Annotated in this window: 21 protein-coding genes and 1 pseudogene; 12 read left to right on the top strand and 10 right to left on the bottom strand. The window is 69.3% G+C overall.

The window, feature by feature from the left end; all coding sequences use genetic code 11:
* Nucleotides 1–76: 76 nt before the first annotated feature.
* From IW249_RS30750 to IW249_RS30735, 4 genes are all read left to right on the top strand, one after another.
* The gene (locus IW249_RS30750) at nucleotides 77–2,122 is read left to right on the top strand and encodes a M6 family metalloprotease domain-containing protein (protein ID WP_307788761.1); all 2,046 of its coding nucleotides are present in this window, start codon (nucleotides 77–79) and stop codon (nucleotides 2,120–2,122) included.
* 87 nt (nucleotides 2,123–2,209) lie between these two features.
* Entirely contained in the window at nucleotides 2,210–2,644 is a 435-nt protein-coding gene (locus tag IW249_RS30745; RefSeq protein ID WP_196923984.1) for a hypothetical protein, read from the top strand.
* Complete coding sequence (locus IW249_RS30740; protein WP_196923983.1) at nucleotides 2,641–3,219, top strand: TlpA family protein disulfide reductase; 579 nt, start codon at nucleotides 2,641–2,643, stop codon at nucleotides 3,217–3,219. Before IW249_RS30745 ends, IW249_RS30740 begins: the two co-directional genes overlap by 4 nt.
* Before the next feature lie 120 nt (nucleotides 3,220–3,339).
* Complete coding sequence (locus IW249_RS30735) at nucleotides 3,340–5,235, top strand: CocE/NonD family hydrolase (RefSeq protein WP_196923982.1); 1,896 nt, start codon at nucleotides 3,340–3,342, stop codon at nucleotides 5,233–5,235.
* A 133-nt stretch (nucleotides 5,236–5,368) separates the two neighbouring features.
* On the opposite strand, the gene IW249_RS30730 is transcribed toward IW249_RS30735, so the two are convergent.
* Nucleotides 5,369–6,628: a carbohydrate-binding protein gene (locus IW249_RS30730; protein WP_372433052.1), complete on the bottom strand. Its 1,260-nt coding sequence runs from the start codon at nucleotides 6,626–6,628 to the stop codon at nucleotides 5,369–5,371.
* A 410-nt stretch (nucleotides 6,629–7,038) separates the two neighbouring features.
* Between IW249_RS30730 and IW249_RS30725 the strand changes: the two genes are divergently transcribed.
* Nucleotides 7,039–9,219: a heavy metal translocating P-type ATPase gene (locus IW249_RS30725; protein ID WP_269215345.1), complete on the top strand. Its 2,181-nt coding sequence runs from the start codon at nucleotides 7,039–7,041 to the stop codon at nucleotides 9,217–9,219.
* Nucleotides 9,220–9,351: 132 nt separating this feature from the next.
* Here IW249_RS30725 and IW249_RS30720 read toward each other — a convergent pair whose 3' ends face one another.
* Entirely contained in the window at nucleotides 9,352–10,437 is a 1,086-nt protein-coding gene (locus IW249_RS30720) for a hypothetical protein (RefSeq protein ID WP_196923980.1), read from the bottom strand.
* A 139-nt stretch (nucleotides 10,438–10,576) separates the two neighbouring features.
* Between IW249_RS30720 and IW249_RS30715 the strand changes: the two genes are divergently transcribed.
* A complete protein-coding gene (locus IW249_RS30715) occupies nucleotides 10,577–11,131 on the top strand; it encodes a hypothetical protein (protein WP_196923979.1) in 555 nt (184 codons plus the stop codon).
* Nucleotides 11,132–11,144: 13 nt separating this feature from the next.
* Nucleotides 11,145–12,385 (top strand): IS3 family transposase gene (locus IW249_RS30710; protein ID WP_196922394.1). Its coding sequence is split into 2 segments (ribosomal slippage): nucleotides 11,145–11,421 and nucleotides 11,421–12,385, totalling 1,242 coding nucleotides; the frame shifts between segments, so codons are not numbered across the junction.
* Nucleotides 12,386–12,600: 215 nt separating this feature from the next.
* Here the strand turns inward: IW249_RS30710 and IW249_RS30705 are convergent.
* Nucleotides 12,601–14,808 carry a hypothetical protein gene (locus IW249_RS30705; RefSeq protein ID WP_196923978.1) on the bottom strand — a complete coding sequence of 736 codons (2,208 nt, stop codon included), beginning with the start codon at nucleotides 14,806–14,808 and terminating at the stop codon, nucleotides 12,601–12,603.
* Between the two features lie 290 nt (nucleotides 14,809–15,098).
* Between IW249_RS30705 and IW249_RS30700 the strand changes: the two genes are divergently transcribed.
* Nucleotides 15,099–16,313, top strand: coding sequence for a low temperature requirement protein A (locus tag IW249_RS30700; RefSeq protein ID WP_196923977.1), 1,215 nt, complete (start codon nucleotides 15,099–15,101; stop codon nucleotides 16,311–16,313).
* Between the two features lie 153 nt (nucleotides 16,314–16,466).
* Here the strand turns inward: IW249_RS30700 and IW249_RS30695 are convergent, their stop codons facing one another.
* A complete protein-coding gene (locus IW249_RS30695; protein ID WP_196923976.1) occupies nucleotides 16,467–17,573 on the bottom strand; it encodes a Gfo/Idh/MocA family protein in 1,107 nt (368 codons plus the stop codon).
* A gap of 45 nt (nucleotides 17,574–17,618) precedes the next feature.
* Nucleotides 17,619–18,589 (bottom strand): annotated as a pseudogene (locus tag IW249_RS30690) (aldo/keto reductase).
* A 123-nt stretch (nucleotides 18,590–18,712) separates the two neighbouring features.
* Between IW249_RS30690 and IW249_RS30685 the strand changes: the two are divergent.
* On the top strand, nucleotides 18,713–19,225 hold the full coding sequence (locus tag IW249_RS30685) for a MarR family winged helix-turn-helix transcriptional regulator (RefSeq protein ID WP_196923975.1): 513 nt from the start codon (nucleotides 18,713–18,715) through the stop codon (nucleotides 19,223–19,225).
* A 17-nt stretch (nucleotides 19,226–19,242) separates the two neighbouring features.
* Here IW249_RS30685 and IW249_RS30680 read toward each other — a convergent pair whose 3' ends face one another.
* Genes IW249_RS30680 through IW249_RS30665 form a run of 4 tightly spaced genes read right to left on the bottom strand, consistent with a single transcriptional unit; the run spans nucleotide 19,243 to nucleotide 22,644 of the window.
* The gene (locus IW249_RS30680) at nucleotides 19,243–20,307 is read right to left on the bottom strand and encodes an extracellular catalytic domain type 1 short-chain-length polyhydroxyalkanoate depolymerase (protein WP_196923974.1); all 1,065 of its coding nucleotides are present in this window, start codon (nucleotides 20,305–20,307) and stop codon (nucleotides 19,243–19,245) included.
* Between the two features lie 32 nt (nucleotides 20,308–20,339).
* Entirely contained in the window at nucleotides 20,340–21,020 is a 681-nt protein-coding gene (locus IW249_RS30675) for a GOLPH3/VPS74 family protein (protein WP_196923973.1), read from the bottom strand.
* The gene (locus IW249_RS30670; protein WP_196923972.1) at nucleotides 21,017–21,736 is read right to left on the bottom strand and encodes an ABC transporter permease; all 720 of its coding nucleotides are present in this window, start codon (nucleotides 21,734–21,736) and stop codon (nucleotides 21,017–21,019) included. The genes IW249_RS30675 and IW249_RS30670 overlap by 4 nt, the downstream gene beginning before the upstream one ends.
* Nucleotides 21,737–21,762: 26 nt before the next feature.
* Entirely contained in the window at nucleotides 21,763–22,644 is an 882-nt protein-coding gene (locus IW249_RS30665; RefSeq protein WP_196923971.1) for an ABC transporter ATP-binding protein, read from the bottom strand.
* 108 nt (nucleotides 22,645–22,752) lie between these two features.
* Between IW249_RS30665 and IW249_RS30660 the strand changes: the two genes are divergently transcribed.
* The 3 genes from IW249_RS30660 (at nucleotide 22,753) to IW249_RS30650 (ending at nucleotide 25,093) form a co-directional block, all read left to right on the top strand.
* Nucleotides 22,753–23,907, top strand: coding sequence for a sensor histidine kinase (locus tag IW249_RS30660; protein WP_196923970.1), 1,155 nt, complete (start codon nucleotides 22,753–22,755; stop codon nucleotides 23,905–23,907).
* Entirely contained in the window at nucleotides 23,904–24,506 is a 603-nt protein-coding gene (locus IW249_RS30655; protein ID WP_196923969.1) for a response regulator transcription factor, read from the top strand. The genes IW249_RS30660 and IW249_RS30655 overlap by 4 nt, the downstream gene beginning before the upstream one ends.
* A gap of 80 nt (nucleotides 24,507–24,586) precedes the next feature.
* On the top strand, nucleotides 24,587–25,093 hold the full coding sequence (locus IW249_RS30650) for a GNAT family N-acetyltransferase (protein ID WP_196923968.1): 507 nt from the start codon (nucleotides 24,587–24,589) through the stop codon (nucleotides 25,091–25,093).
* A 160-nt stretch (nucleotides 25,094–25,253) separates the two neighbouring features.
* On the opposite strand, the gene IW249_RS30645 is transcribed toward IW249_RS30650, so the two are convergent.
* Nucleotides 25,254–26,558, bottom strand: a complete 1,305-nt coding sequence (locus tag IW249_RS30645; RefSeq protein WP_231392721.1) for a poly(ethylene terephthalate) hydrolase family protein — start codon at nucleotides 26,556–26,558, stop codon at nucleotides 25,254–25,256.
* Between the last annotated feature and the right edge of the window lie 22 nt (nucleotides 26,559–26,580).

Here is a 26,580-nt window from a genome sequence, read left to right as displayed (position 1 = left end):
GCCTGCTGACAAACGTTCCGCGACACCCCCCATCGGGACGCCGGCGCCGCGTTTCCCTCCGACGAGAGGTGGTTCCGTGCACCGTGCTACCCCCCACCGCACCCGGCTGAGGCGGGCCGTGCTGGCCGCTGCCGTGGTGACCACGCTCGTGGCGACCGGGGCGGCGCAGGCCGCCGCGGCCCCGGCCAACCCGGCCGGCGGCACTGCGCCGTTCCAGGTCCTCGACCCGCAGGCCTGGCAGAACCCGGACACGATGACCTGGAACGACTACAAGGCTGTGCCCGGCAAGAACTGGGCCGACCCGAGCGTGTCCGGCTCGGTCCGCAACTTCAAGATCGCCCTGGTGGCGCTGGACTATCCCGACGAGACGTTCGCGGTCTCCCAGCGGGCCCGCTCCACGGTCTTCGGCAACCCCCAGTCCGTCGCGACCAACATCCCCCGAGCGGACGTGCCGAAGTTCTACCAGGACTTCCTGAACACCCCGAACACCCTGAACAAGGGCCACACCCTGCACGAGTACTGGATGCAGGACTCCAACGGCCGCTACGGCGTCGACCTCACCGGGTTCGGGCCGTACCAGATGCCGGCCAAGTCCTACCAGTACGGGCTGGACAACGGGTTCAACCCGGGCGCCTGCCCGAGTGGGGACGTGTGCAGCAAGAACATCCGCACCGACGGCCTGGGCGCCTGGCGGGCGGCCGTCGGCGAGGAGGTCGCCAACCAGTACGAACTGGTGTTCATCCTCAGCGCCGGCCAGGACGAGTCGTCGACCTGGCAGGAGTTCGGGCAGATGATCTTCCAGAACAAGGAGGACGTGCCGGACGCCTGGGGCCCGCCGGACCCCAACCTGCCGAACTGGGCGAAGACCCGCTACGTGGACTGGACCTCGTGGAAGGCGGCGGCGACACTGTGGCCGAACGCCGGCGGTGGCTCCTCGACGCAGGGGGAGAGCTCCGGCATGGGCGTCTACGCCCACGAGCTGACCCATCTGCTGGGCATCGGCGACAACTACAACAACCCGTACGGCGAGCCGCTGCGCAGGGCGTACACCGGGATCTGGAGCATGATGTCGCGCGGGTCGTTCAACGGCCCGGGCGGTCCGCACACCCGCTGGCAGATTCCGCCGACCAACGGCGGCTCGATGGGCTCGCTGCACACGGTGCGGGACAAGCTCAAGATCGGCCTGCTCGGTGAGGAGCACGTGCTGCGGCTGTCGCGGGAGTCGCTGGCCTCCTCGGGCCTGGTGGTCGCGCAGGTCACGGCCCGGGCGGTCGACGCCGGCCCGAAGGGTCTGAGCGGCGTGAACATCGCGCTGAACAAGGACCTGTCACCGACGTGCGGTGTCAGCACCGACCCGTTGTGCGACGGTGGCAGCTTCAACAACTACACGGTCGAGGTGGTCGACCGAATGGGTGCGGACTCCTTCACCCCGGACAGCGGCGTGCTGGTGAGCAAGACGAAGAACGCCGACAGCGCGCCGTTCCAGTGGGTGGTGGACGCCAACCCGCAGGACATCGACATGATCGACTTCTACCGGCCCGACGGAACCCCGCAGAAGATCACCATGGGTGACTACCGGCAGCTCTCCGACGCGTTGTTCCACGCCGGCGCGGACACCGGCAGCCAGTACGAGTACGTCGACGAGGCCAACCGGCTGCACTTCTACATCATCGACCTCAAGCGGGACTCGGCCGGCTCGCTCTCCTACACGGTGGCGGTGCGGTCGTTGGACGGCACCGGCGGGCCGAGCAGCCACGACGTGCTGCTGGGCAAGGGCGAGGTGACCGGCGGTGGCAAGCCGACGAACCGCGGGGTGACCTGCTCGTTCGAGCTGACCAACACCGGTTCGTACTCGGCCGGCGGGCAGCAGCACCCGGAGGACGTCAGCGCGTACCTGAAGTCGGACGTCTACCGCCTGTCGGCGGAGGTGGCCGGCAAGGGCTGGCGGACCTGGCTGCCCAACCAGCTCGCCACCGCGCAGTTCGGCAAGGCCACCACTGTCAAGGTGTCGGTGGGTGCCACCGCCGCCGCCGCGGACACCGGTTTCGTGAAGCTCACCGCGACCTCGGAGAGCGACCCGACGAAGACGGTGACCAAGCAGTGCCGCGTCGAGAAGTCCTGACCGGCGCCCGAGGTTGAGCCCATTCCTGCTCGGGTCCGCGGCGGCCTGCCGCCGCGGACCCGAGCAGGCGGGCGGAAGGAGGATGACGTGCGGCGAAGCATCATGACTCTGCTGCCCCTGCTGCTGGCCGGCGCCACCGGCTGCGGCGCCGTCGGCGCCGCCCAGGAGGCGGCCTCCCCGACGACCGTCCGGGTCCTGGTTCGCGACATCAACATCCGGGCCGCTGGCGTGGACTGCGCCGGCACCGGCCCGTACCAGCACTTCCACAACCGGGCGCCGTTCCGTGTGCTCGACCCGGACGGGGCGGCGCTGGCCAGCGGGCAGCTGCCGGCGGGGACCGCGGTGGCCGCCTTCGCCGAGGATCTGGGGGTCGAGCGCCTGCCCACCTACTGCGAGTTCGCCGTCGGAGTGCGCGTGCCGCAGCGGGCCTCCTACCGGTTGGAGGTGGACGGCCGGCCGGCGCTCGACCTGACGCCGGACAGCAGTGAGGGTCCGGCGTTGGTGGCGGTGGTCCCGTCATGAGGAAGGCACTCCTGCCGCTGCTGCTGGCGGCGGCGCTGCTGGGCGGATGCAGCACGCCCGAGCCCGCTCCCGCGCCGGCGCCCGCCGGAGGGGCGGCGGCGCTGCCCGGGCCGGTCCCCGCCGACCTGGCGTTGCGCCCGGCGCCCCGCACCGCCCCGGCCGCCCCGGCGTTCACCGGCGTGCTGACCGACGGCACCCCGTTCACCGCTGCCGAGGTGTGGGCGCAGCGCCCCGTCGTGCTCACCTTCTTCAGCTCCTGGTGCACCACCTGCGCCAGCCGCCAGGCCGCCCTCAGTGAGCTTGCCCGCGCCTATCGGGACCGGGTGGTCTTCGTCGGTGTGGCCGGCGCGGACCAGGCCGACGAGGTCCAGGACTACCTGCGCGCGCACCGGGTGGAGTATCCGGTGGTCCTGGACGACCAGCAGACGATCTGGCGTTCGTACGCGGTGCGGGAGCCGCCGACAGTCGTGCTGGTGGCCAAGGGTGGCGCCCTGCTCCGCGGCTGGCCGGGTGGGCTGGACGCCCCGACACTCGACCGGCGGCTGCGGGAGCTGGTGCTGGCCGACCAGCCGTAGTCCGGTCGCCCAGGGTCGCACCCCGTCGAACCACACCCGGCGAAGTTCCTACACGTGCAGGTGGTGGCACGGGCCACCGGCTCGTAGCGTTCGCAGCCTCGGACACATCAAGGAGACTGCATGGCTACAGTGGGAACGCGCTGGCGCACAGGCGTGGCCGTACTGTCCGCGACGGTGCTCGCCGCCCTCGGCGCGGCGCCGCAGGCGCAGGCGGCGGACGGCCCGCCGACGATCGTCGTCCAGGACGGCGTCACCCAGCCGGTGTTCGGCTACGCCGACGCCATTCGGGAACGCCTGTTCATCGACTCCACCTTCGACAGCGACAACGACGGTCTGCGCGACATCATCGCGTTCGACCTGATGCGGCCGGCGGCCACCGCGCAGGGGCTCAAGGCCCCGGTGGTGATGGACGCCAGCCCCTACTACTCGACGGTCTGCCGCGGCAACGAGTCCGAGTGCAAGGCGGACCTCGACGGCGACGGCCTGCTGGACAAGTGGCCGCTGTTCTACGACAACTACTTCGTGCCGCGCGGCTACGCGGTCATCCTGCTGGACATGGTCGGCACCAACAACTCCACCGGTTGCCCGACCACCAACGCCAACCAGGACAACCTGAGCGCCAAGCAGGCCGTCAACTGGCTCAACGGCAGGGCCACCGCCCGTAACGCCGCCGGTGAGATCGTCAAGGCGGACTGGCACAACGGCAAGACGGGGATGATCGGCAAGTCGTACGACGGCTCGCTGGCCATGGCCACGGCGGTGACCGGCGTGAAGGGCCTGACCACTGTCGTGCCCATCAGCGGACCGACCGAGTACTACGACTACGTGCGCAGCAACGGCGTGGTCACCCGCGGCAACAGCTACGTGGCGTCGCTGGCCAACACGGTCACCAACCCCGAGCGCCGGGACTACTGCAAGCCGGTGCGCGACGCGATAGGCGCCGCCGACGGCGACGAGCACGGCGACTACACGGCCTTCTGGAACGAGCGCAGCTACGTCAAGAAGGTCCCCAACGTCACCGCCAGCGTGCTGCTCTACCACGGCCTCAACGACGACAACGTCCGGCCGGACCACTTCAGCAAGTTCTGGTACGCCCTCGCGGAGAACAACGTGCCGCGCAAGCTGTGGCTGTCGCAGGAGGGCCACGTCGACCCGTTCGACTCGCGCCGCGCGGTGTGGGTGTCGACGCTGCACCGGTGGTTCGACTTCTGGCTGCAGGGCGTCGCCAACGGCATCATGGATGAGCCGCGGGTGGACCTGGAGCGGTCCGCCGACGTGTGGGAGACCCACGCCGACTGGCCGATCCCCGGCAAGGCCGACACGGAGGTGTTCCTGCAGCCCGGCACCACCGGCGCGGGCGGTCTCGGGCTGGTGCCCACCGCGAAGCCGGCGACCGGGGCGTTCCAGGACAGCCGCACGCAGAGCCAGAACACCATGATCCTCAACCCGGACGTGGTGCAGCCCAACCGGCTGGCGTTCGTCTCCGCGCCACTCTCCGCGCCGCTGCACATCTCCGGCACCCCGACCGTGCAACTGCGGGCCTCCGCCGACCAGACCGACACCAACCTCGGGGCGATCCTGGTCGACTACGGCACCGACGAGCGGGTCGCGCACCGGGCCTCCGGCGAGGGGATCATCACCCTGACCACCGAGGACTGCTGGGGCCAGAGCAGCCCGACCGACGACGGCTGCTACAAGCAGACGACGAAGCGGGTGGCTACGGCGGACTACGAGCTGGTCACCAAGGGCATCATGGACGCCCAGAACCGGCAGTCGATCCGCGTCGGCGTGCCGCTGGTGGCGGGGGAGTCGTACAACTTCAGCTTCCCGCTGCTGCCGGAGGACTACGTCTTCAAGCCCGGCCACCGGATCGGCGTGATCATCGTGGCCAGCTACCCGCAGTACTCCAGCCAGGCGGACACCACCGCCGCGAACCTGCAGGTCGCGCTGAAGAGCAGCAACATCGTCCTACCAGTGGTCGGCGGCACCGCCGCCGCGCACGCCGCCGGCCTCTGACCGGCTGAACGGCGGGCCGCCCGGCGCGGCTCACCACCGGGGCGGCCCGGCGATCACCCCTCCACGGAGGGTCCTCGATCGCCGGGCTGTCCCGTCGACGTCGCGCCCTCGACAGGTTCGACGCCGTCGCCCGTCAGCGGCCCTGCAGGCGCTTCACGTTGTCGCCGAAGGTCCACCCCTTCGACCCGTCCCAGTTCGCCGACCAGGTCATCAGGCCCTTGAGTCCGGGCACGGAGTTCCAGGCCTGCGTGACCAACGACGTCGACAGGTGGCCGCCGCCCGCCCCGATCTGCGCCGGCAGGCCCGGGACCTGCCTGTCGTACGGCACCCGGATGGTGGTGCCCTGGATGGTGAGGCCGTTGTTCAGGCACTGCGTCTGCACAGTGAAGCCCTGCACCGTGCCCGCCGGGTACGAGTCGCCGGCGCAGCCGTACATGCTGCCGTTGTAGTACTGCATGTTCAGCCACCAGAGCCGGCCGTTGTCGACGTACTTCTTGATGATCGGCAGGTACGAGCCCCAGATCGAGCCGTAGACCACGCTGCCGCCGGTGACGTACGCCGTCTCGGGTGCCATGGTCAGGCCGAAGTTCGACGGCATCCGGGCCAGCACGCCGTCGATGATCCGGATGAGGTTGGCCTGCGACGTGGACAGTGTGTTGATGTTGCCGCTGCCGGTCAGGCCGGTCTCGATGTCGATGTCGATTCCGTCGAAGTGGTAGGCCGTCAGGATCGGCACGATCGTTGCGATGAACCGGTCGGCGACCGCTGTGGAGCTCAGGTCGATGCCTGCGGCGGCCCCGCCGATCGACATCAGGATGGTGGCGCCGGCCGCCTTGGCCTGGCACATCTCGGCCGGGGTGGCCACCTTGACGCCAACGTCCATGCCGTTCTCCCAGAGGACCGTGCCATCCGAGCGGATCACCGGGAACGCCGCGTTGATCACGTTGTAGCCGTGTTGGTTGAGCCGGCTGTCGGTGATCGGGATCCAGCCGAGGCCCGGGTGTACGCCGTTGGTGGCCCCGTCCCAGTTCTCCCAGTAGCCCTGCAACACCTTGCCGGTGGGCCGCGACTTCACCGCGCAGGTCCCACCGGTCGGCGGCGGCGTGGTGGGGGGAGGTGTGGTCGGTGGTGGCGTCGTGGGCGGCGGGGTCGTCGGTGGTGGCGTCGTGGGCGGCGGCGTGCTTCCCGAGCACGCGCCCAGGTCGCGCCAGAGCGACGGGGTCGCGGCGGGGTTCCAGCCGGCGCCGGGGTGGGCGGTGTGGGTGACCAGTGCCTGGTAGAGCCGGCCGCCGTAGGTGACCTGGGCGCCCGCCTGGTAGGTGGTGCCCTCGGCCCAGGCCGGGGCAGCGCAGGCGACCATCGGGAGGGCGTTGGCCGAGGACACGGCCGCCATGCTGCTGGGGACGAAGGCGACGGCGGCCGTGAGGGTCATCGCCGCCCCGGCGACCACTGCGAAAATCCGACGGCTTCTCATGGCTCACTCCCCAGGGTTCGACGACCCGCGACCTCCACATATTGACGTTCGTGAAGTTTAATATCAAGGGTTGTTTACAGATCCGGGGGAAGTTGGAGTGGTGCTGCTCGTTCATGAGCGCTTGCGTCGTTCGACGACATCCACAGCCCGCCGATCGTGACCGACGCCGTTGACCGCTGCTCCTTTGGTGGCGAAGTGGACCAACCACGGTCTTCCGTCCTGCGCCGCTGACAATGCTGGGTTCGCACGCGGGTGACGTCCGGAACATCGACACGCCTGGACAGGCATACCCCCTGGGGGTATATCGTGAGGGTGAGGAGGCGATGAGGATGTCGCACGAGAACGAGCACCAGGTAGAGCCCATGGGTGGGGCGGTGGACCGACACGGCGACCACGGTGATCATGGGAGCCGCCGAGGGGACCCGAGCGGCCAGCCGGTACAGCCCGGCCCCTACGGCGGCCATGCCGGGCACGCGGGGCATGACAAGCACGCCGGGCACGCGGGGCATGACAAGCATGCCGGGCACGACCCGGAGATGTTCCGCCGCAAGTTCTGGCTGAGCCTGGTCCTGACGGTGCCGATCGTGGTCACCAGTCACATGGTGATGGACTGGTTCGGCTATCAGCTGGACTTCCCGGGCGTCGACTGGGTGGGCCCGGTGCTGGGCACTGTGGTGTTCGTCTACGGCGGGTGGCCGTTCCTGCAGGGCGCGGTGCGGGAGGTCCGTGACCGGGCGCCGGGGATGATGCTGCTGATCGCGATGGCCATCACCGTCGCGTACGTGGCCTCGGCGGCGACCGCGCTCGGCGTGTTCGACCTGGACTTCTGGTGGGAGCTGGCGGCTCTGGTCACGATCATGCTGCTCGGGCACTGGCAGGAGATGAAGGCCATCGGTCAGGCCCAGGGCGCCCTGTCGGCCCTGGCCGCGCTGCTGCCCGACGAGGCCGAACGCCTCGGCGGTGACGGACAGCCCGAACGGGTACGGGTCAGCGACCTGCGCGTCGGCGACGTGATCCTGGTGCGCCCGGGCGGGCGGGTGCCGGCCGACGGCCGCATCACCGACGGCCGTGCGGAGTTGGACGAGTCGATGATCACCGGCGAGTCCCGGCCGGTCGGCCGCGAACGCGGCGACCGGGTGGTGGCCGGCACTGTCGCCACCGACGCGGCCATCCGGGTGCGCGTCGAGGCCGTCGGCGAGGACACCGCTCTGGCCGGCATCCAACGCCTGGTCGCGCAGGCCCAGCAGTCCAGCGGCAGGGCGCAGGTCCTCGCTGACCGGTTCGCGGCCTGGCTGTTCTACATCGCCACCGCCGCTGCCGCCGCGACGCTGCTGATCTGGACACTGGTCGGCAACCTCGACGAGGCCGTCGTCCGCACCGTCACGGTGCTGGTGATCGCCTGCCCGCACGCGCTGGGGCTGGCCATCCCGCTGGTGATCGCCCTGTCGACCGCCGTGGCCGCGAAGGGCGGCATCCTGGTCAAGGACCGCCTCGCCCTGGAGCGGATGCGCACCGTCGACACGGTGCTGTTCGACAAGACCGGCACCCTGACCCGCGGCGAGCACGTCGTCGCCGGTGTCGCCGCCACCGGCGGCGTCAGCGAGACCGACGTACTGGCCGTCGCGGCGGCGGTCGAGGCCGACAGTGAACACCCCCTCGCACGGGCCATCGTCGCCGCCGCTGCCCAGCAGGGCGCCCGGCGCACCGCGACCGGTTTCCGGTCGCTGACCGGTCGCGGGGTGCGCGCCGACGTCGACGGCGTCAGCTACGCCGTCGGTGGACCCGCCCTGCTGCGCGAACTCGACGCCACGGTGCCCGGCGACCTCGACGAGCGTCGGGCCGAGTGGTCCCGCCGGGGAGCGGCGGTACTGCACCTGCTGCGTCTCGACAGCGAGCAGGCACGCGTCATCGGTGCCCTCGCCCTTGAGGACCAGATCCGCCCCGAGGCTCGGCAAGCCATCGCCGAGCTACGTGAGCAGGGCATCCGCAAGATCGTCATGATCACCGGGGACGCGCGGCCGGTGGCCGAGGCGGTCGCCGCCGACCTGGGCTTCAGGCCCGGCGAGGACGAGGTGTTCGCCGAGGTGCTGCCCGCCGACAAGGACGAGGCGGTCGGTGAGCTGCAACGCCGGGGGCTGCGGGTGGCGATGGTCGGTGATGGCGTGAACGATGCTCCCGCGCTGGCCCGCGCCGACGTCGGCATCGCCATCGGCGCCGGCACCGACGTCGCGATCGAATCCGCTGGCGTCGTTCTCGCCTCCTCCGACCCGCGCGGGGTCACCGGGGTAATCCGGCTCTCGCGCGCCTCGTACCGCAAGATGATCCAGAATCTGGCCTGGGCCGCCGGCTACAACGTCGTCGCCCTGCCCTTGGCCGCCGGCGCTCTGGCCTGGGCCGGAGTGAGCCTGAGCCCCGCGGTCGCCGCGGTGCTGATGTCCGCCTCGACCATCGTGGTTGCGCTCAACGCCCAACTGCTGCGCCGCGTGCAGCTGCGCCACCCGGATCTCTGATCGGGGTACACGGGTTCACCCCGCCCGGGAACTGATGAGGTGGCACCGGGCGCGCGGTCGGGTCTGCCACGAGCGCCCGGTCCTCACCGCGCCGGCGGCAACGGGAACAGCCACCGCCGGCGCGGCCCGGCCTCAGAGCCGGGAGGTGAAGGTGGCCAGGAAGCGGTGCGGGGTGACGACGCCGGCGTTGTCGAAGCAGATGACGTCGACGTCGGCGTTGGTGGTGTACGTCCAGGGCTGGGTGAGGTGGCAGTAGTTGCTGCCGGCGCCCTGCGCCACCACCTGGGCGTGCGTCTCCTTGACGCCGACCTGCGGGAAGGTCGCCAGGTAACGGCCGGCGGGCGCCAGCGGTGCCACAGTGTTCGCACCGACACCGAGCACCGAGTTGTCGTTGGTCGGCCCGCCGACGGCGGTACCCAGGTAACCGAAGTACGACGGCGGGCCGAGGGAGCCGATCACCGGCCGCCGACGGTGGTACGAGAGGACGAAGTCGGTGTTGATGAACGCGCCAGCCTGGTCATAGCAGAAGACGTACACCTGCACACCGGTGCCGACAGCGCTCCAGGAGTAGACCTTGCAGCGGCGGGGACCGGCGTTCGGCTGGACGGCGGTGACCTGCACGTTGCCGGCGAGCACTCCGGCCAATCCCACACCGGGCAGCCGCACCAGGTACTGCCCGACGCCCACCGGCCCGACAGTGTTCACGACGCCGGTGGAGTTGTACGACTGCGCCACCAGGCCGCTGCTCCACTGCACGTACGCGTGGGAGGTGCCGGCCGGCAGTACGCCCGAGCTGGTCGTCCAGAGCACTGTGAACGGAGTGTCCTCGCGCGTGCCACCCGGCTTGTGGCACTGCACGTCGACGATCTCGTCGGTGCCGGACTGGAACCAGCGGACCACCTCGCAGTAGTGACCGGTCCGGTTCACCGGGGTCACGTGCGGCACGCCCCGTGAGCTGGCACCTATCTGTGGGAAGCGGACCTGGAACCGGCCGGGTGCGAGCTTGATGCCGTCGGCCCAGGCGGCCGGGAAGGCGGCCTTCCAGCTACCCCATTGCCGGCTGGTGTCCAGCACTGTCCAGACCGGCGCGGTGGGGTCCTTGACGTACGCGAAGCCCCAGCGGTCGGCGGTGGCCGCCGCAGCCGGTGCCGGCGGCACGAGTGCGCCGGCGGCCAGGACGGCGGCGAGTGCCGCGGTGACGAATGATCGGAGACGCATCTGTTCCTCCAGTCGACGGGAACATGTCGGGGAGGAGTGTGCGCCTAGTGATTTGATGGTCACAGTCGGCTACGCCGTGCTCAGGTGTCGGCTGTCCGCTACTCGCGGCCGAGCTTCTGGGGTGCCATGCTCGACGGCGATGAGCACCCATGTGGAGCCCGGACGCCACCTTCGTGAGGCCCGTCAACATCACCTCGCGCAGGTGAACGGTGTTCTTCGTCGTCCGGGGACGTATGGCAGGGACGAGATGGCCGAGCGGCTTCTGCTGGAGGCGATGGCTGCAGTGGAGGGGAGCCTGACTCGGTGGCAATCGGAGTTCGATGGGCTGCGGGAACGCGACGCGTTCGCCCCGACGGGTGTCAGGGGTGCGTACTCATATGTACTGCCGGTCGAGGCCCTGCGCGATGCCACTGCCTCGGTCTACGCCGAGATCGCCCATCGCCTCGGCTGGTTGGAGCTGGATCGGACATTGTCGGAGGCGGAGTTCGAGCAGCTGAGCGCCGGCATCGGTGACTGGGTCAGCCAGGACCGGACGCTGTCGGCGGTGATCGAGAGGTTTGGGCCGCCATCGCTGTGGATCGGCGGGCCCAACGCCTACTACCCCAAGACCCTCGCGTACGCCACTGCTCGTCCCGAGGATGACCTGGTCTGCTTCCTGAACCGCCCCGGCGCTGGTAGAGACCTCTTTTCTTGAGAGGATCCCTGTCATGCCGAAGCAGTACCCGAAGGATCTACGTGATCGTGCGGTGCGTCTGGTTCGTGAGCATCGTGGCGATTACGGCACCGAGTGGGAGGCGATCGGGTCGATCGCTGCGAAGCTCGGGATCGGGTCGGCGGAGACGCTGCGGAAGTGGGTGCGCCAGGCCGAGGTCGACCAGGGGACGCGCCCGGGTGTGACCAGCGAGGAGTCAGTCGAGTTGCGGCGGCTGCGGCGGGAGAACGCCGAGCTGAAACGCGCCAATGAGATCTTGAAAGCCGCGTCGGCTTTCTTCGCGGCCGAGCTCGACCGGCCACACACACGCTCGTGAGGTTCATCGACGAGCACAAGGCCCGCTTCGGCGGAGTCGAGCCGATCTGCCGAGCCCTGACCGGGCACGGGTTGAAGATCGCGGCCAGCACCTACTACAAGGCCAAGGCGGTGCCGCCATCGGCGCGGTCGGTCCAGGACGCCCGGTTGCTCGACGAGATCCGCCGGGTTCACGTGGCAAACTACGGCGTCTACGGCGCCCGGAAGGTGTGGCGGCAGCTGCGCCGTGACGGTGTCGAGGTAGCCCGCTGCACCGTGGAGCGGCTGATGCGCGACGCGGGCCTGCGCGGAGTCGTGCGGGGCAAGAAGATCCGCACCACGGTCGCCGATCCTGGCCATGAACGCGCCGGTGACCTCGTCGCCCGGGACTTTAGCGCCGCAGCACCGAATCGCTGCTGGGTGGCCGACTTCACGCACGTGGCCACCTTCGCCGGCGTCGTCTACGTCGCCTTCGTCGTGGACGTCTACTCCCGAGCGATCGTGGGCTGGTCGGCGGCGACCAACAAACGCACACCCCTCGTCCTCGACGCGGTGGACATGGGCCTGTGGCGCCGCGACCGCGACGGCCGAACCGTGACACGAGGCTTGATCCACCACAGCGACGCCGGTTCGCAGTACACGTCGTTCCGATTCACTACCCACCTCGTCGCAGCCGGCATCGACGCGTCCATCGGCACCGTCGGCGACGCCCTCGACAACGCGCTCATGGAATCCACCATCGGCCTGTACAAGACCGAACTGATCAAGCCCCGCGGGCCGTGGCGCAGCCTCGCCCAGGTCGAACTGGCCACCGCGGAATGGATCGACTGGTACAACCACCACCGCCTCCACTCCGCGATCGGGCACCGCCCGCCCGCGGAGAAAGAATCGATGTTCTACGCTCACCACCTGCCCGACCAGCCGGAGCTGGCCACAGTCTGAGGACTCCACCAGACTCGGGGCGGTTCATCCACCTATGGAATGCCTTGACGGACAACGCACCGGAGGGGCAGCTTCGGGGTGTCCACCCCGAACCGGTGCTGCTCGCCGTACGCCATCGGCCCGGCGGATTCCCCGGCTCGTTCTCCTTCACCCCGGAAGGTGTGAGCCGTAGGCCCACGGATCATCAGCGGAGCTGAGCCGGCGCGACTGCTTGCTCAGCGGAGGTGGTCGGCGAGGTGACGCACCGACTCAGTGAACGCCTCCTCGGATTCGCAGGGCCGGTGGCCTTTGATCGGTGGCGGGAAGATGTCGCCGGACGGAGGTATGACGCCGTACGGGTCGCAGAGCCGTCGGTCCACCGTCGCCTCTCTGTCGGATGCGGCGGGTGTCTCGTCGGGGCCGTGCGGCGGAAAGACGCGGCCACCGATGGGATCGGTGTCCCGCCACAGATTCACCCACCGCCAGTCCACTCGGTCGGCGATCTCGTGGATCACCTCGTCGCTGACGTATGCGGGAAAGAGGCGGGCGTACAACCGTCGGAGCGGCGAGCCGTGGGTCAGCAGCGCGATCCGCTCGGTGACCCGTGGCGGCAGTTGGAGCACGGTCGCGGCGAGCAGGACGGAGCCGTGGCTGTGTCCGGTGAGCACCACCGTGTTGCCGGAGTCGACGAGGTGGGTGATCCGGCAGGTCAGTTCGGGAACGGCCCGTTCGGCGTAGCAGGGTGGCGCGAACGGGTGCGCGGCTCTGGGCCAGAAGGTGCCCAGGTCCCACAGCACGCCGACGTACCGTCGAAAGCCGGGGGTGCGATAGGCGAAGATGCCGCCGACGATCAGACCGACGATGATGGCGGCGATCAGGTAGCTGCCGACACCGATGCTGAAGTTGACGAAGCTGACCGGTAGCCCCACGTAGCGCTGGATCAGTTCGCCCGGTGGCGTCGGCAGCAGGCCGAGCGCGACCATCGTCATGCCGATTCCGGCCAGGCAGGCGTAGAGCACCGCGAGTGGCACCAACCGCTCGGTGAACCGGGCATGGGCGATGGCCTTGCGCACCTGCCGCAGCCGTGGTCCGGCATCGTTCGGCGCGTCCGGAAAGTCACGAGCAACTATCGACGCCGCTGCGCGTTTCCGTCCCGGTCGTGACGTCAGCGATACCACGCCGCCGACGGCCAGCGTCACCAGCACCGCCAGCGTGAAGCCGAGGATCGCCCAGATGCAGGCACGCGGAGGGCTGGTGATGAGCGCCTCCGCGGTCGGTGCGCCTCTGTTCAGGACGTCGGACACCCGGTATGCGAGTTCGGCGGAGTATGTGAGCGCCAAACTGATCGCGGCGACGGAGGCCGCCAGAGCGCCGAACCCGAGCGAGGGCGCGGCGTCCGACTGTCGATCCCGGTGCCAGAACAGCACCGCACCCAGGGCAGCCAGCAGTATCGCCTGGCCGATGAACAGCCCGACGACCGTCAGGTTGTAGCCGGGTAACCCGTTGCGCTCCGGCCAGGGGGCGGGATTGGTCAGGACGTGGATCCAGACCAGCACAGTCAGACCGAGGGTGATCGTGCGTAGCACGCTGACGAGGCGGTCGAGCCGGCCTTCCGTGGGTGCGGTCAGGGGCGGGGTGCAGAGCAGGACCGCGCAGGTGACCAGCAGAAGTCCGGCAACTGCCGTCAGCGCGACGGTGCCGATCGACAAGCCCTGTGCCGCCCGGGCGCCGAGCAGGCTGAGGTCCAGCGTGGCGAACGCCGCCGCGACGTGAATCGAGCGCAGTCGGCCGACCAGCGGCTCGTTGTCCCACCGGCCGACGGCGGTGAGCCGGTGCGCCGGAAGGGGTTGGTCGGCCGCGCGGAAGACGTGAGACGGGAGTGCCGGGCGGGCGCTGAGCCCCCACACCAGGCTGATGGCCGCGGCCGGCGCGAGCGCGAGCACCGCCAGGCGCAGTCCGGCGGGACGCCCCCCGAGCCAGGAGAGCCAACTGCGTCCGGCCAGGCACTCGGGCGAGGACATGCACTTCCACGCGATCACATCCAGCGCGATTCCCACCATGCTCAGCACGTACATCCCGGTCAGGGTGAGGGCCAACAGCCGGCACAGGGCCTTGATCACCGGGTCGCCGGCTCCGGCCGGACGCATCCAGATGGCGAGGTTGATCAGCATGAAGGGCAGCAGGATCACCATCGACAGCGTTCGCACCGCGGTGCCGGCGGGCAGGTTGTTCCAGCGGTAGGCCTCCAGCGTCACGCCGTCCGCCTCGCCGCCCTCGTGGTTTCCCGGTCGGGGTCGGTAGAAGCCGCCTCGGTGGTCACCCGCCACCTGCTGCACATGCGGCCGATCCAGGAGGTCATCCGGGCCGGTGGCGGACACCCCGTGCACCCGCAGTTCCACGAAGCCGTCAGCCCCAGCGCGCCCGCCCGCGTCTTGCTGATCCATCCGGTACCGGCCCCCCGGCGTGTACGCGGCTCACACCGACCCGCTCGGCTGATCCGACGGCGCCCGCGTGGCGCAACGGGCGTACCCCGCGAAGGGAGATGCAACCCCGTGCTCGTAGCGCGCTGCTTCGTGCCGATTACCGGTGGCGGACCGACGCATCGGAGGAGTGGGGATCGCGACGCCTACCAAAAGGTGTGTGGTCCGCTGGCATTCTTCGGGTATCGACTCGATGACCTGCCCGGCGTGGTACCAATACCCAGATAGGCGAAGCCGGCGGGGATGGGCGGCCCATGTCGACAAGGGCAGCAGCGCTGCTTCGGAAACCCGGGCAACCGCAGCGACCGAGCCTTCTGGAACTCTTCTTCGACCTGGTCTTCATCTTTGCCCTGAATCGGGTCTCGCAGCGGCTGGTCGAGGAGCTCACCGAGCAGCGAGTCGTCCTCATCGAGGCTGGCGAGACGCTGTTGTTGCTGCTGGCCTTCATGGTGCTGTGGTTCGTCACGGCGTGGGTCACCGACCTCTATGATCCGCAGCGGCCGCAGCTCCAACTGCTCGTCTATACGGCGATGCTCGGTGCGCTGGTGATGGCGGTCGCGGTGCCGCACGCGTTCGGGGACAGAAGTCTGGCCTTCGCTGGTGCGTACGTCGCGGTCCACATCATTCGTGGGCTGATCATCGTTCCGATGCTGCGCGGCCACGAGGCTCAGCGTCGAGCGGCTGGGGTGTTCTTCTGGTTCACGCTGTCGGCCGTGCCGTGGATCGCCGGCGCGATCGTGACGGACCTGGCCCGCACCCTGTTGTGGACGCTCGCGATCGCCATCGACGGCGCGGCACTGCTGCTGTTCTATCCCGCGCCGTGGTCTCGCCCCACCCAACGGCAGTGGCCCGTGCTGGCCGAGTACCTGTCTGAGCGCTACCGACAATTCTTCATCATCGCCCTCGGCGAACTGATTCTGACGACCGGCTCGGCCTACAGCGACACGTCGTTCCGGCACGGCGGAGCCGCGGCAGCCTTCGCGGTCTCATTCGCCACGACCGTGCTGCTGTTCCGCGTCTACCTTTTTCGGGCGGGCCAGCTGTTGCCCGAAGCGATCAGAGTCGCCGTTGAGCCCGCGCACCTCATCCGGGAGGCTTTCCTCGCCCACGTACTCATGGTCGCCGGGATCGTCGTCGTCGCCGTCGGATACGAGATCGTGATCGAACATCCGTTCGGGCACACCAAGCCGGCGTGGATCCTCGTTGTCCTCGGCGGACCGATGCTCTTCCTGATCGGGCGAGCCCTGGTGGAACATGCCGTATTCAACCGCGTCTCCCGCCCTCGGATGATCGGCGCTCTGGCGCTCGCCGCCGCCTCGCCGTTCATGATCTTCCTGCCGCCGCTGGCAGTGGCCGTCACCGCCGTCTTCGTCCTCGCTGGCATCGCCGTTTCCGACGCCGTGCACGCCAGGGGGAAACCGCCCGAACGGCCGCACCCACCCAATTCCAGAAAGGACATTGCAGACTAGCTGGGGCCACCACCCACCTCTAACCGCCGACTTCGCCATCAGTCCATGGGAGGCCGGGACCTGAGGCCCACCTGGGTGCGGGCGGCCGTCTCCATGCGCCGCAGGACATCGGCACGCGCGATTTGCTCTTGATCATTCATGGTCATGTTCTCCCTACTGGCGGGTGCCGGTTCGGGCGGCCCGCTCAACTCTGGCGATGAGGCGGCTGTTGTGAACGGCGTGCCCGAAGCCGGGCGTGTGGTGGGTTCCGTTGGCGATGTCGCGTGCCAGGCTGGCGTACACCTCGCCCACGTTGATGGAGGCGCCGCTCCAGATCTCCGCGGCGGTCGGGCCGGCCCCGGTGGCGACGGGGCGGTCGGGTGCGGCGAAGTCGATGCTCGACGACAGCGTGAGGTCGCCGACCTGAACGCCCGCCGGGTGGTTGCCGGTCAGTCTCAGCCAGCCATCGGAGCCGCGGACCTCCAGGCTGAATGCGGCGTCCGTCGGGGGCACGCCGGCCAGGATCTGCACACCTACGGGGGCGCCCGACGAGGTCTTGACGATGGCGTCGAGGTGGTCCGGCACCTCCCGGACGGAGATGGCACCGGTGTCCATCAGCTTCACCTCCGGCCAGAGGAGCTCCGTGCGCGCGTCGACCTCGGTGATGTCACCGAGTACGGCCTCGACCACGTCCAGAACGTGGCCCGCCGCGATCGTCAGGAATCCGGCGCCCGTTGCGGCCTTGTCGAAGTACTCGTAAGCGCTCACCGACTCAGGGCCGTTTCCGAAGGTCGTCGCGGCGACCCGCGCCGAGAGCAGCCGGCCGAGTCGCCCCGCCTTGATGATCTCTGCAGCGCGGCGGACCGAGGGGTTGAGCCGGCCCTGGAGGCCGATTGCGGTGTGCAGCGATCCGGCGGCTTCGGCCATCTCCTCTGTCTGCGCGACGGTGGCTCCCAGCGGCGACTCGGAATACACGGCCTTGTTTGCGGCGAGGGCGGGAAGCACGAGGTCGCGGTGGGCGGGGACCTTGACCGCCACGGTGACGAGGTCGATCGACGGATCATTGATGAGCTCGAGGGGATCGGCGTACCAGCGCTCGGCACCGAAAGCCCCTGCGGCATTGCGAGCGCTCTTCTCGTGACGTGTGGCCACGGCGGCGAGGACGAACTGCGGCTGTGCCGCGAGCGCGGGGATGTGTGCTGCCCCGGCCCAACTTGCCTTCGTGTCCGCACCGATGATGCCGACCCGAATCATCTTGCCCTGCATGCTGTTCGGCTCCATTCCTTGACCTGCGAACGTGGGCGGCCGCTGGTACGTCTGCTCTGCTCAACCGTCGATGGCGGCCATGTCGGCCTCGGCGTGGCGATCGCCGGCCGCCGGGGTCAGGTTGTTCAGCCGGGCGATCTGGCCAGCGGTGAGTTGGATGTTGTCGGCGGCGCAGTTCTCCTCGACCCGGTCGACGCGCCTGGTGCCCGGGATGGGCGCGATGCCCTCGCCCTGCGCCAGGAGCCAGGCCAGGGCGATCTGCGCGGCCGTGGCACCCACCTCGCCGGCGACGTCGCGGACCTCGTCGGCAATGCGCAGGTTGTGCGTGAGGTGTCGCCGGTGAACCGGGGATTGGTGCGCCGCCAGTCGGTGGCGTCCAAACCGTCGAGGGAGCGGATGTCGCCGGTGAGGAAGCCATGCCCGAGCGGCGAGTAGGGCACGAGGCCGATGCCGAGTTCCCGCAGCGTGGGCAGCACATCGGCCTCGGGGTCGCGGGTCCACAGCGAGTACTCCGTCTGGACGGCGGCCACCGGATGAACCGCGTGAGCCCGACGGATCGTGGCCGCGGACGCCTCCGACAGGCCGATGTGGCGCACCTTGCCCACTGTCACCAGCTCGCTCAAGGCTCCCATCGTCTCCTCGATCGGGGTGTCCCGGTCGACCCGGTGCTGGTAGTAGAGATCGATGTGGTCGGTGCCGAGCCGCCGCAGCGACCCGTCCACTGCCGCGCGGATGCTGGCGGGGGTGCTGTCCGGCCCTGGCCTACCGGTGTGGGAGATGAGGCCGAACTTGCTGGCAAGGATCACCTCGTCCCGGCGGCCGTTGATCGCGCGACCCACCAACTCCTCGTTGACGTACGGGCCGTACACCTCTGCGGTGTCCAGGTGGGTGACGCCGAGGTCCAGGGCGCGACGGATGGTGCGGATCGATTCGGCTTCGTCACGGCCGGCGCCGGTGTAGAAGGCCGACATTCCCATGGCTCCGAGCCCGATGCGTGAGACCTCGAGGCCTCCCACTGATGTGCTGTGCATCGCATGGTCCTTCCTGGATCGACGGGCGGTCCGCGCTCCGATGAAGCGCCCGGCTGAACTTGACGCTTCAAGTTCTACACCCTCGAACTTGAAGCGTCAACAAGTAGTCAGTAGGGTGACCTCATGGCTGAGAAGGAGACGGGCAGGCCGGCCGGGACCGACGCCGGAACGCCCTGGCTGAATGACGACGAGCGGGCAGCCTGGCTGGCCAACTCCGCGCTCATGATCAGCCTGCCGGCTGCCCTGGATGCGCGTATGCAACGCGAGTCCCAGTTGACCTTCTTCGAGTACGTGGTGCTCTCGGTCCTCTCCGAGGAGCCGGAACGCATGATGCAGATGAGCCGTCTCGCCGAACGAACGGCGGCGTCGCTGTCCCGCTTGTCGCACGTCGTCGGACGGTTGGAGAAACGGGGCCTGCTCGCGCGCGCCCGGATCCCTGGCCCCGGCAGAGCCACCAACGCGATCCTGACCGAGGCCGGTTACAAGGTTGTCGTGGCCGCGGCACCGGGACATGTCGCGGCGGTCCGCGAATACCTGATCGACCAGCTCGAACCCCACGAGCTGACCGCGTTGACGCGCATCGGCACCGCGGTCGAGGCCGCCGTCAACCGCACCTCGGCGACGTCCGCACCGTAGCCGCCGAGGGGCGGACGTCACCGCATCGGGTGGCGCTCGGCGAACCGCCATACGATCTCGCTGGCGTCGGGGCCCGCGTGATCGGTGTAGCGGCCGTCGCCGTCGGGGCCGGGCCAGGCGTGCCCCATGTCCTGGACGCGGTACGACTCGACGATCGACGAGCCGTCCGGTGCCGTGATCGTCGAATGCGTGTACGCGTGCCGGCCCGCTTCGGCCGGCACGGACACGGTCTCCTCGGTCAGGTCGAGGCTGTTGTTGGGTAGTCCGTCGTCGACGAGGTCGCCCACGGCGGTCCAGTGCGCGACGAGTCGGGTGGCGACCAGGGGCGGCACGACCTCGTCCTGCTCGCCCTGGATGACCAGCAGCGGCACCCGCCGGGCCCGCTCACCCATCTGGGCCCAGGCTTGACGTGCCGTGTCCAGCGGCGACGTCGAGTCCGGGTTGTTCGGGTCGACCTGGTCGAGCCCGTACTCCCCGCCGGCGACAGAGGTCGCCGTGGCGAAGACGTCGGGGTAGGTGACGGCGAGAATGACCGCGGTCCCCGCGCCCGACGAGGCGCCGGCCACGTGCACCCGATCCGGATCCGCGCCGTACTTCTCGACCACCTGGCGGGCGACGCCGGCGAGCAGCGCGGGTTCACCACTGTCTCGGTGCTGCTCCCGGGGGTCGGTCGAGTTCCAGCAGGCGATCACGTTGCGGGAGATCAGTTGCGTGGGGTAGACGACGATGAAGCCCTCCCGGTCGGCCAGGCGGTTGAACTGGGTCGTGGACTTCATGGAGTTCCACCCGTAGCCGGTCATCGCACAGCCGTGGATCGCCATGACGACCGGCAGTCGGGCCGTCCCGTCGTGTTGGGGAGGAAGGTGGACCTGGTAGCGCTGCGAACCGGCGTCGCCGTCGTAGACGTGGTTGCGGTCGCCCTCGCCCATCTGCCAGGGCAGGCCGAGCTGAAGAGCGGCGACGCCGACGCTGACAGCGGCCACGACGGCTACGAGGACGCCGGAGACGATCCGCAGCCAGCGCCGTCGCACCCGCCGGGTGGGCTTGCTGCCAGCAGGCGATACGGGAGCCGGGGAGCTCACGCGGCCCTCCTTTCCAGGTACGGGGACACTGCCTAGCTTCGAGGAAGCACGGTGATGGCCACGATGGCGCTGTTGACGACGGTGGCCGTCACGGTGCGGGTCACGGCTGCCGCCGCAGCGTCGGCACCCCAGTCGCCCCGCTCGAGTTCCTTGGCCCGGCTGATCACCGATGACGTCCACGGAATCTCGCGGTGGAACTGCGGGAGCGTCCCGCTCGCCGAGAGCAGCGCCGCGAGCGCGGCGACACGGGCTTGCGGCTGCGCGCCGTCCACGAGGATCTGCCGAACGTCGGCGAGCAGACGGCCCCGTCGTTCGGTCCTGCCCTCCCGCAGGGCCGTCGTCCGGAACAGGCCGAGCACCTTACGGGGCTCCTGAACGATGTCGCCTCGTTCGATGAGCCGCTCCAGCACCGGCTTGCGCAGGGCGGGACCGACCGCGGCCAGTGCCGTCTGCACACCCCTCGGTTTCTCGGCGAGGTAGTCCCAGGCCGGGCGTAGGAGGCCATCCGACGGTGGGTGACCCGCCACGCTTCTGACCCGCCCCCGGGCCTCCGTGGTCAGGTGATCGCCGAGGGCGAGATCCGCGAGGACGGCACCGCCGAGGACGTAGAAGAGCGTGTTCTCTCCCGCGATGGTCCCGGATCTGGGTTGGAACAGAAGCAGTAGGAGATCTTCCACCAGGGTCGGGGCGTCGAACTGGGGTTCGGTGGTCATCGGCGGGGCTCCCAGCGGAAGAGTCGGGTGGCGAGGGCGACGGCGATGGCGACCCAGGCGAGGGTGGGTGCGAGCAGGAGCAGGGAGTCGGTTACGGCGACGCCGCCGTTCCAGGCGTTCATGGTCAGTTCGGTGGCGGCGCCGCCGGGCAGGAGTCGCTTGAGCCAGGCGAGGTTCTCGGTGCCGGAGATGCCCACCCAGGTGGTCACGGCGATCACCCCGAGTGTGACGGGCAGGGTGGTGACCTGGGCGTGTTCGGGGGAGTTCGTCAGCCCGGCGGTGGCCAGCGCGAGGCCGATCAGCATGGCCAGGGCCGCGATGGTCGCCACCACCAGCAGGGCGACGTTCGCCGGTCCGCCGGCGACCACGGCCAGGGCGGTCAGGATCGCTGTCACCTGCACCACGGCGAGCACGACCACGGGCAGCAGCAGCCCGGCGAGGATGCTCGTGTCGCTTGCGGCGGTGGAGCGCAGCCGCTTGAGGAAGAGATTCTGCCGCCGGGAGGCCAGGGTGGTGACGGCGGTGGCGTAGAGCCCGAACGCGGCGATCGTGAACATGACGATCGCGGCGATGTAGCCGAGACTCCCGATGTCGGCGAAGGTCTCGTGCTGACGGACGAAGTACGCGCTGACGACTACCGGGATGATGAGGCTGGTGATCAGCACCAGTCGGTTGCGGAAGAGTTGGATCAGTTCGCTGGACGCGATGGACAACACGGTGACGCTCCTGTCGGAAGAACGAATCAACTGTTGATGGCACGGAAGACGTCGTCGAGCCGGGTCGGCCCCGCCGCCAGGTCGCGCAGCTCCACGCTGTGGTCCTGCGCCCAGCCGAGTAGGAGGTGCAGGTCCCTCTGCAGCTCGAAGGTCTCGACGACGGCCTTCCCGTCCGCGTCGACGGCGGCCCGCACCGGCAGCGTCGGCGCCGATGCCGGGAGGGAGAAGCGGATGACCGCGGGCAGTGTTCGGGTCAGCTCGGAGACGGTGCCCTCCCGGTGGAAGGCGCCCTCGTGCATCAGCCCGATCCGGTCCGCGCGCTGTTGTGCCTCCTCCAGGTAGTGCGTGGTGAGCACGATGGTCGCGCCGTTCTCCCGCAGCCGGTCCACCGTCGCCCAGACGGCGTCGCGGGACTGAATGTCGAGGCCGGTGGTCGGCTCGTCCAGGAAGATCAGCTCCGGGGTGCCGTAGACCGCGGTGGCGAAGTCCAGCCGCCGCTTCTCCCCGCCGGACAGCTGCGACACCTTGCGGCGGGCCCGGCCGGTGAGGTCGACCAGGTCGAGCACCCGGTCGACGTCGTCGGTGCGTCGGGTGAGCCGGCCGACCAGACCGACGGACTCACGGACTGTGAGGTCCGGGGAGAATCCGCTCTCCTGGAGCATGACGCCCATTCGGGGACGTACCGCTCGCCGGTCGTCGGGGCTGCGCCCGAAGACGCGTACGGTGCCCGAGGTTGGCCTCCGGTGTCCCTCGACAACCTCCAGGGTCGAGGTCTTTCCAGCTCCGTTGGTGCCCAGCAGCGCGTAGAGCTCTCCGGGCCGTACCTCGAAGGAGAGGTCCTTCACGGCGTGGAAGTCGCCGTAGGTGAGGTTCAGCCGCTCGACTTCGATGACAGGTGTGGTGGACATGTACCCAATGACAGCGCGGGCGCGGCCGACCCGTCAGTGGCACCACGTCACCACCGCATGTGACGTGGTGTCACTGGTCGTGACCCCTTGCTGCCGGATACTGAGGTGGTGACCGGGAGATCGCCGCGCTTCACCGAGTCGACGCAGGGAAGGCTGCGCCGGCTCAACCTGGCCACGTCACTGCCGCCGGTGGTGTTCGCCGCGGCGGTCCTGCTCTACACCGATGCGCGTACCTGGTGGCACGTCGTCGTCCTGGCGCCGGGGGCCGTGGCGGGCGTGGTGGCCTTCGAACGGTGGACGGCCAACGACCTCGCCCGGGTCGCGCTGCCCTGCCTGGTCGTAGCGGCAGCGGTCTGGCCGCTCGGGGTCCTGGTGGTTGGCAGCCCCAACGCCTACTGGGGTTTCTGCGCCGTCGGCTCGCTTGCCCTGCGCGAGGTGCGACGACACCGGAAGCTGGTGGTGGCGGGACTGTTCACCTACGTCGCCGCCGTCGGCGCGGCGCGGCTGCTGGTGCAGCGGGACGACGTCGGTCACGTCCTGGTCACCTACGTCCTCATCCCGACCGCCCTCACCGTCATCGTGACGGTCTTCACCGTGGTGGGCGAGCGGTTCTACGACCTCATCCGGGAGCTCGAACAGACCCGGGAACGCGAGGCGGAGCTGGCAGTGGTCCGGGAGCGCGTGCGGTTCGCCAGCGACCTGCACGACATCCAGGGCCACACCCTGCACGTGGTCAAGCTGAAGATCGCCCTCGCCCAGCGACTGCTGCTCAACGACACCGCTCGGGCGGAGAAGGAACTGCGGGAGACGTACACGTTGGTCAGCGACACCATCGCGCAGACCAAGGAACTCGCCTACGCGCAACGGCGGCTCAACCTCACCGCGGAGATCGAGAACGCGAAGAACCTGTTCGAGGCCGCCGGCATCCGGGTCCGGGTGACCCGGGAGGCCGAGGTCGACGCCCGCGTCAGCGAACTGCTCGGGCAGGTGCTGCGGGAGACGACCACCAACATCCTGCGGCACGCGCAGGCCACCCAGGTGCAGATCACGCTCACCGCGTCGGGCATCACCATCGTCAACGACGGCGTGACCGCCACCACGGCCCCCGAGCTCAGGGGACTGGCGGCGCTGAGGCAACGGGTGGCAGGCGACGGAGGCGACCTGACGGTGGAACAGAAGGACCAGCGGTTCCTGACCGCAGCGGTCTTCCCACCCGCGCGGGCCGACGCGGCCCCGACCGTCACGGGAAAGGACCGCCGATGACCACAATCGTGCTCGCCGACGACGAGGCACTGCTGCGCACGGCCCTGGCGGCGCTGCTGCCGATGGAGGGCGACATCACTGTGCTCGCCGAGGCGCAGGACGGCCAGACAGCGATCGCTGCCACCCTGCGACACCGCCCCGACGTGCTGGTCATCGACCTGGAGATGCCGGGCGTGGACGGCCTGGGCGCGGTCGCCGAGATCCGCCGCGAGCGACCGGAGCAGGTGATCCTCATGCTGACCCGGCACGCCCGCCCCGGCGTGCTGCGTAAGGCGCTGAAGCTCGGCGTCCAGGGCTTCGTCAGCAAGTCCGCCGAGCCGGCCCACATCACCTCGGTCATCGCGACCCTGCACGCGGGAAAACGCTGGATCGACCCGGACGTGTCCGCGCTCGCCGTCACCGAGGACTGCCCGCTCACCGACCGTGAAGTCGACGTCCTGCGGGTCACCGGCGAGGGCTACTCGGTCGTCGACATCGCCGCGCGGCTCCACCTCGCTCCGGGCACCGTCCGCAACTATCTGTCCAACGCGATGCGTAAGACCCAGACCCGGACCCGCCACGAAGCGGCCCGCTACGCCCGCGAACACGACTGGCTGTAGACGCACCGTCATCAGCACGGATCGGACCGTTCGTGTAGCCGGCAGCCGCGCACCGAACCTCGCCTGGGTAGCCTGCCGGCATGGCGAAGGTTGTCACCTACCTGGAGATGAATGACCCCACGGACCTGCGACCGGGGAAGGTGGTGCCGGAACTTCTTCTGCGGCGCGTCGACGGTGGCCTGCCGCTCGTGCGTGCCACCAATGCTCAGGTCGGAGCCCCTTACGGGTGGCGGAGTGCGTCTCGCACTGACGAAGAGTGGCAGGAGCTGGTGCGGTGTCGTCCGCTGCGCCAGTACTGGTTCATCACGCTGGAGGACGAGACCGTGGGGGTTGCGAATCTGGAACCCCAGTCTGACGGAGATGTGGAGATCACCGCGTTTGGGCTGTTGCCCGAATATGTCGGGAGGGGTCTCGGTGGCCATGCGCTGACGTTGACCATCCGGCAGGCCTGGGGCAGTGAGGCCGTGGAGTCTCCAGCGGTACGCAGGGTTTGGCTGCACACATGTTCCTTGGACCATCCGAATGCACTGCGCAACTATCAGCGACGCGGCTTGACCGTCTACCGCACCGAGGTCGAAGCCGAGTAATAGGCGGCTGGCCGACTCAAGGCGTGGCCTTCACCGGATGCGGGCGGACCCGGCGTGACGCCGGGTCCGCCCGTTCCAGTCCGTCCTGTGTCAGGTGTTTCGCCCTACCGCTGGTGGATCTGCACACCCTCGAACAGGTCGTGCGCGGAGCCAGCCGTGATCATCGTGCGAGGGCGGCGAGTCGGAACTGCTGGTTGGTTCGTCCGTGGCAGTCGTAGAGCTGGATCTGGGCTCCGTTGGTGGTGCTCCAGGTGTCGAGGCAACGTCCGGACTGGACGTTGCTGATGGTGCCGTTGGAGTTGAGGTTCCACTGTTGGTTGGTCTGGCTGTGGCAGCTGTAGATCTGCACGGCGGCGCCGTTGGCGGTTCCAGCCGCGTCGAGGCACATGGTGCCGTACACCTGCAGTTGTTTGCTGGAGGTGTAGGTCCATGCCTGGTTGGTCTGCTTGTTGCAGTCGTAGAGCTGGACCCGGGTGCCGTTGTTACGGGAGGCGTTGGGTACGTCGAGGCACCGACCGGACTGCGTGCCGACGATCTCGGAGGCCGAGCCGGGTGGGGTTGTCGGCGGATCGGTGGGGGTCGGCGTGGGGGTGGTCGGTGTCGAGGGCAGCAACGGGCACGTGCTGCGGTAGGTGACCACGCCGCTGGAATCCAGCAGTGGGCAGAGGAACTGGCTGTACCGGGTGTCGTTGTCGATGAACATCTTGACGAACGGCAGCATGGTCCGGACCATCACCGGGTTCGACCGTCCGACCATGAAGCCATGATCGGCACCGGCGACCTCCAGGTAGACGCTCTCCGTCGTAGCCGGGAGGCTGTTGTACAGGCCGGTGGCGTAGGACGGGGTGACCACCGTGTCCGCCTGCCCAGAGAAGATCATGGTGGGCACCCGGTCGTTGGCCAGGTTCGACGACGGCGAGTACGGCGCGATGCCGACCACTGCCTTCAACGACGGGCGGCGGGTGGCTGCGCTCAGCGCGCCACCGCCGCCCATGGAGTGACCGGCGACCGCCAACCGGCTGGGGTCGACCCGGTCACGTACCGGGCTCTGCTGGGTGAGGTAGTCCAGTGCGGCGAGCAACTGGGTGCCTCGGGCGGTGTCGAAGTCGTTGCGGCTGTTGGTCTCGATGCCGATCACGACGAAGCCGTGGGAGGCCAGCCACGGTCCCATCCAGGCGAGTTCGGCGGAGAACAACGCTGTGTAACCCGGCGAGATCGCGATGGCACCGAAGGTGCCCTGACTGGTGTCGGTCGGGTAGTAGATCCTGCCGCCGTTGAAGCCGTACCCGGTCGGGACGCTGACCGAGGTGTTGGCGAAGGGGCCGTTCACGGCGGTGACGCTGGCCTGCGTGGGGTCCGGGCCCCGCTGGTACGGGTTGTCGGCGGCCGACGCCGACCCGGTCGCCACGGTGATGGTGAACAACCCGACGACGGCGGCGATCCCGGCCGCGGCGAGCTTGACCATCCGTCCCCGAAACCGGGCGGAC

Source organism: Micromonospora vinacea (assembly GCF_015751785.1).
GTDB lineage: Bacteria > Actinomycetota > Actinomycetes > Mycobacteriales > Micromonosporaceae > Micromonospora > Micromonospora vinacea.
This window is presented reverse-complemented; position numbering and strand designations above follow the sequence as displayed.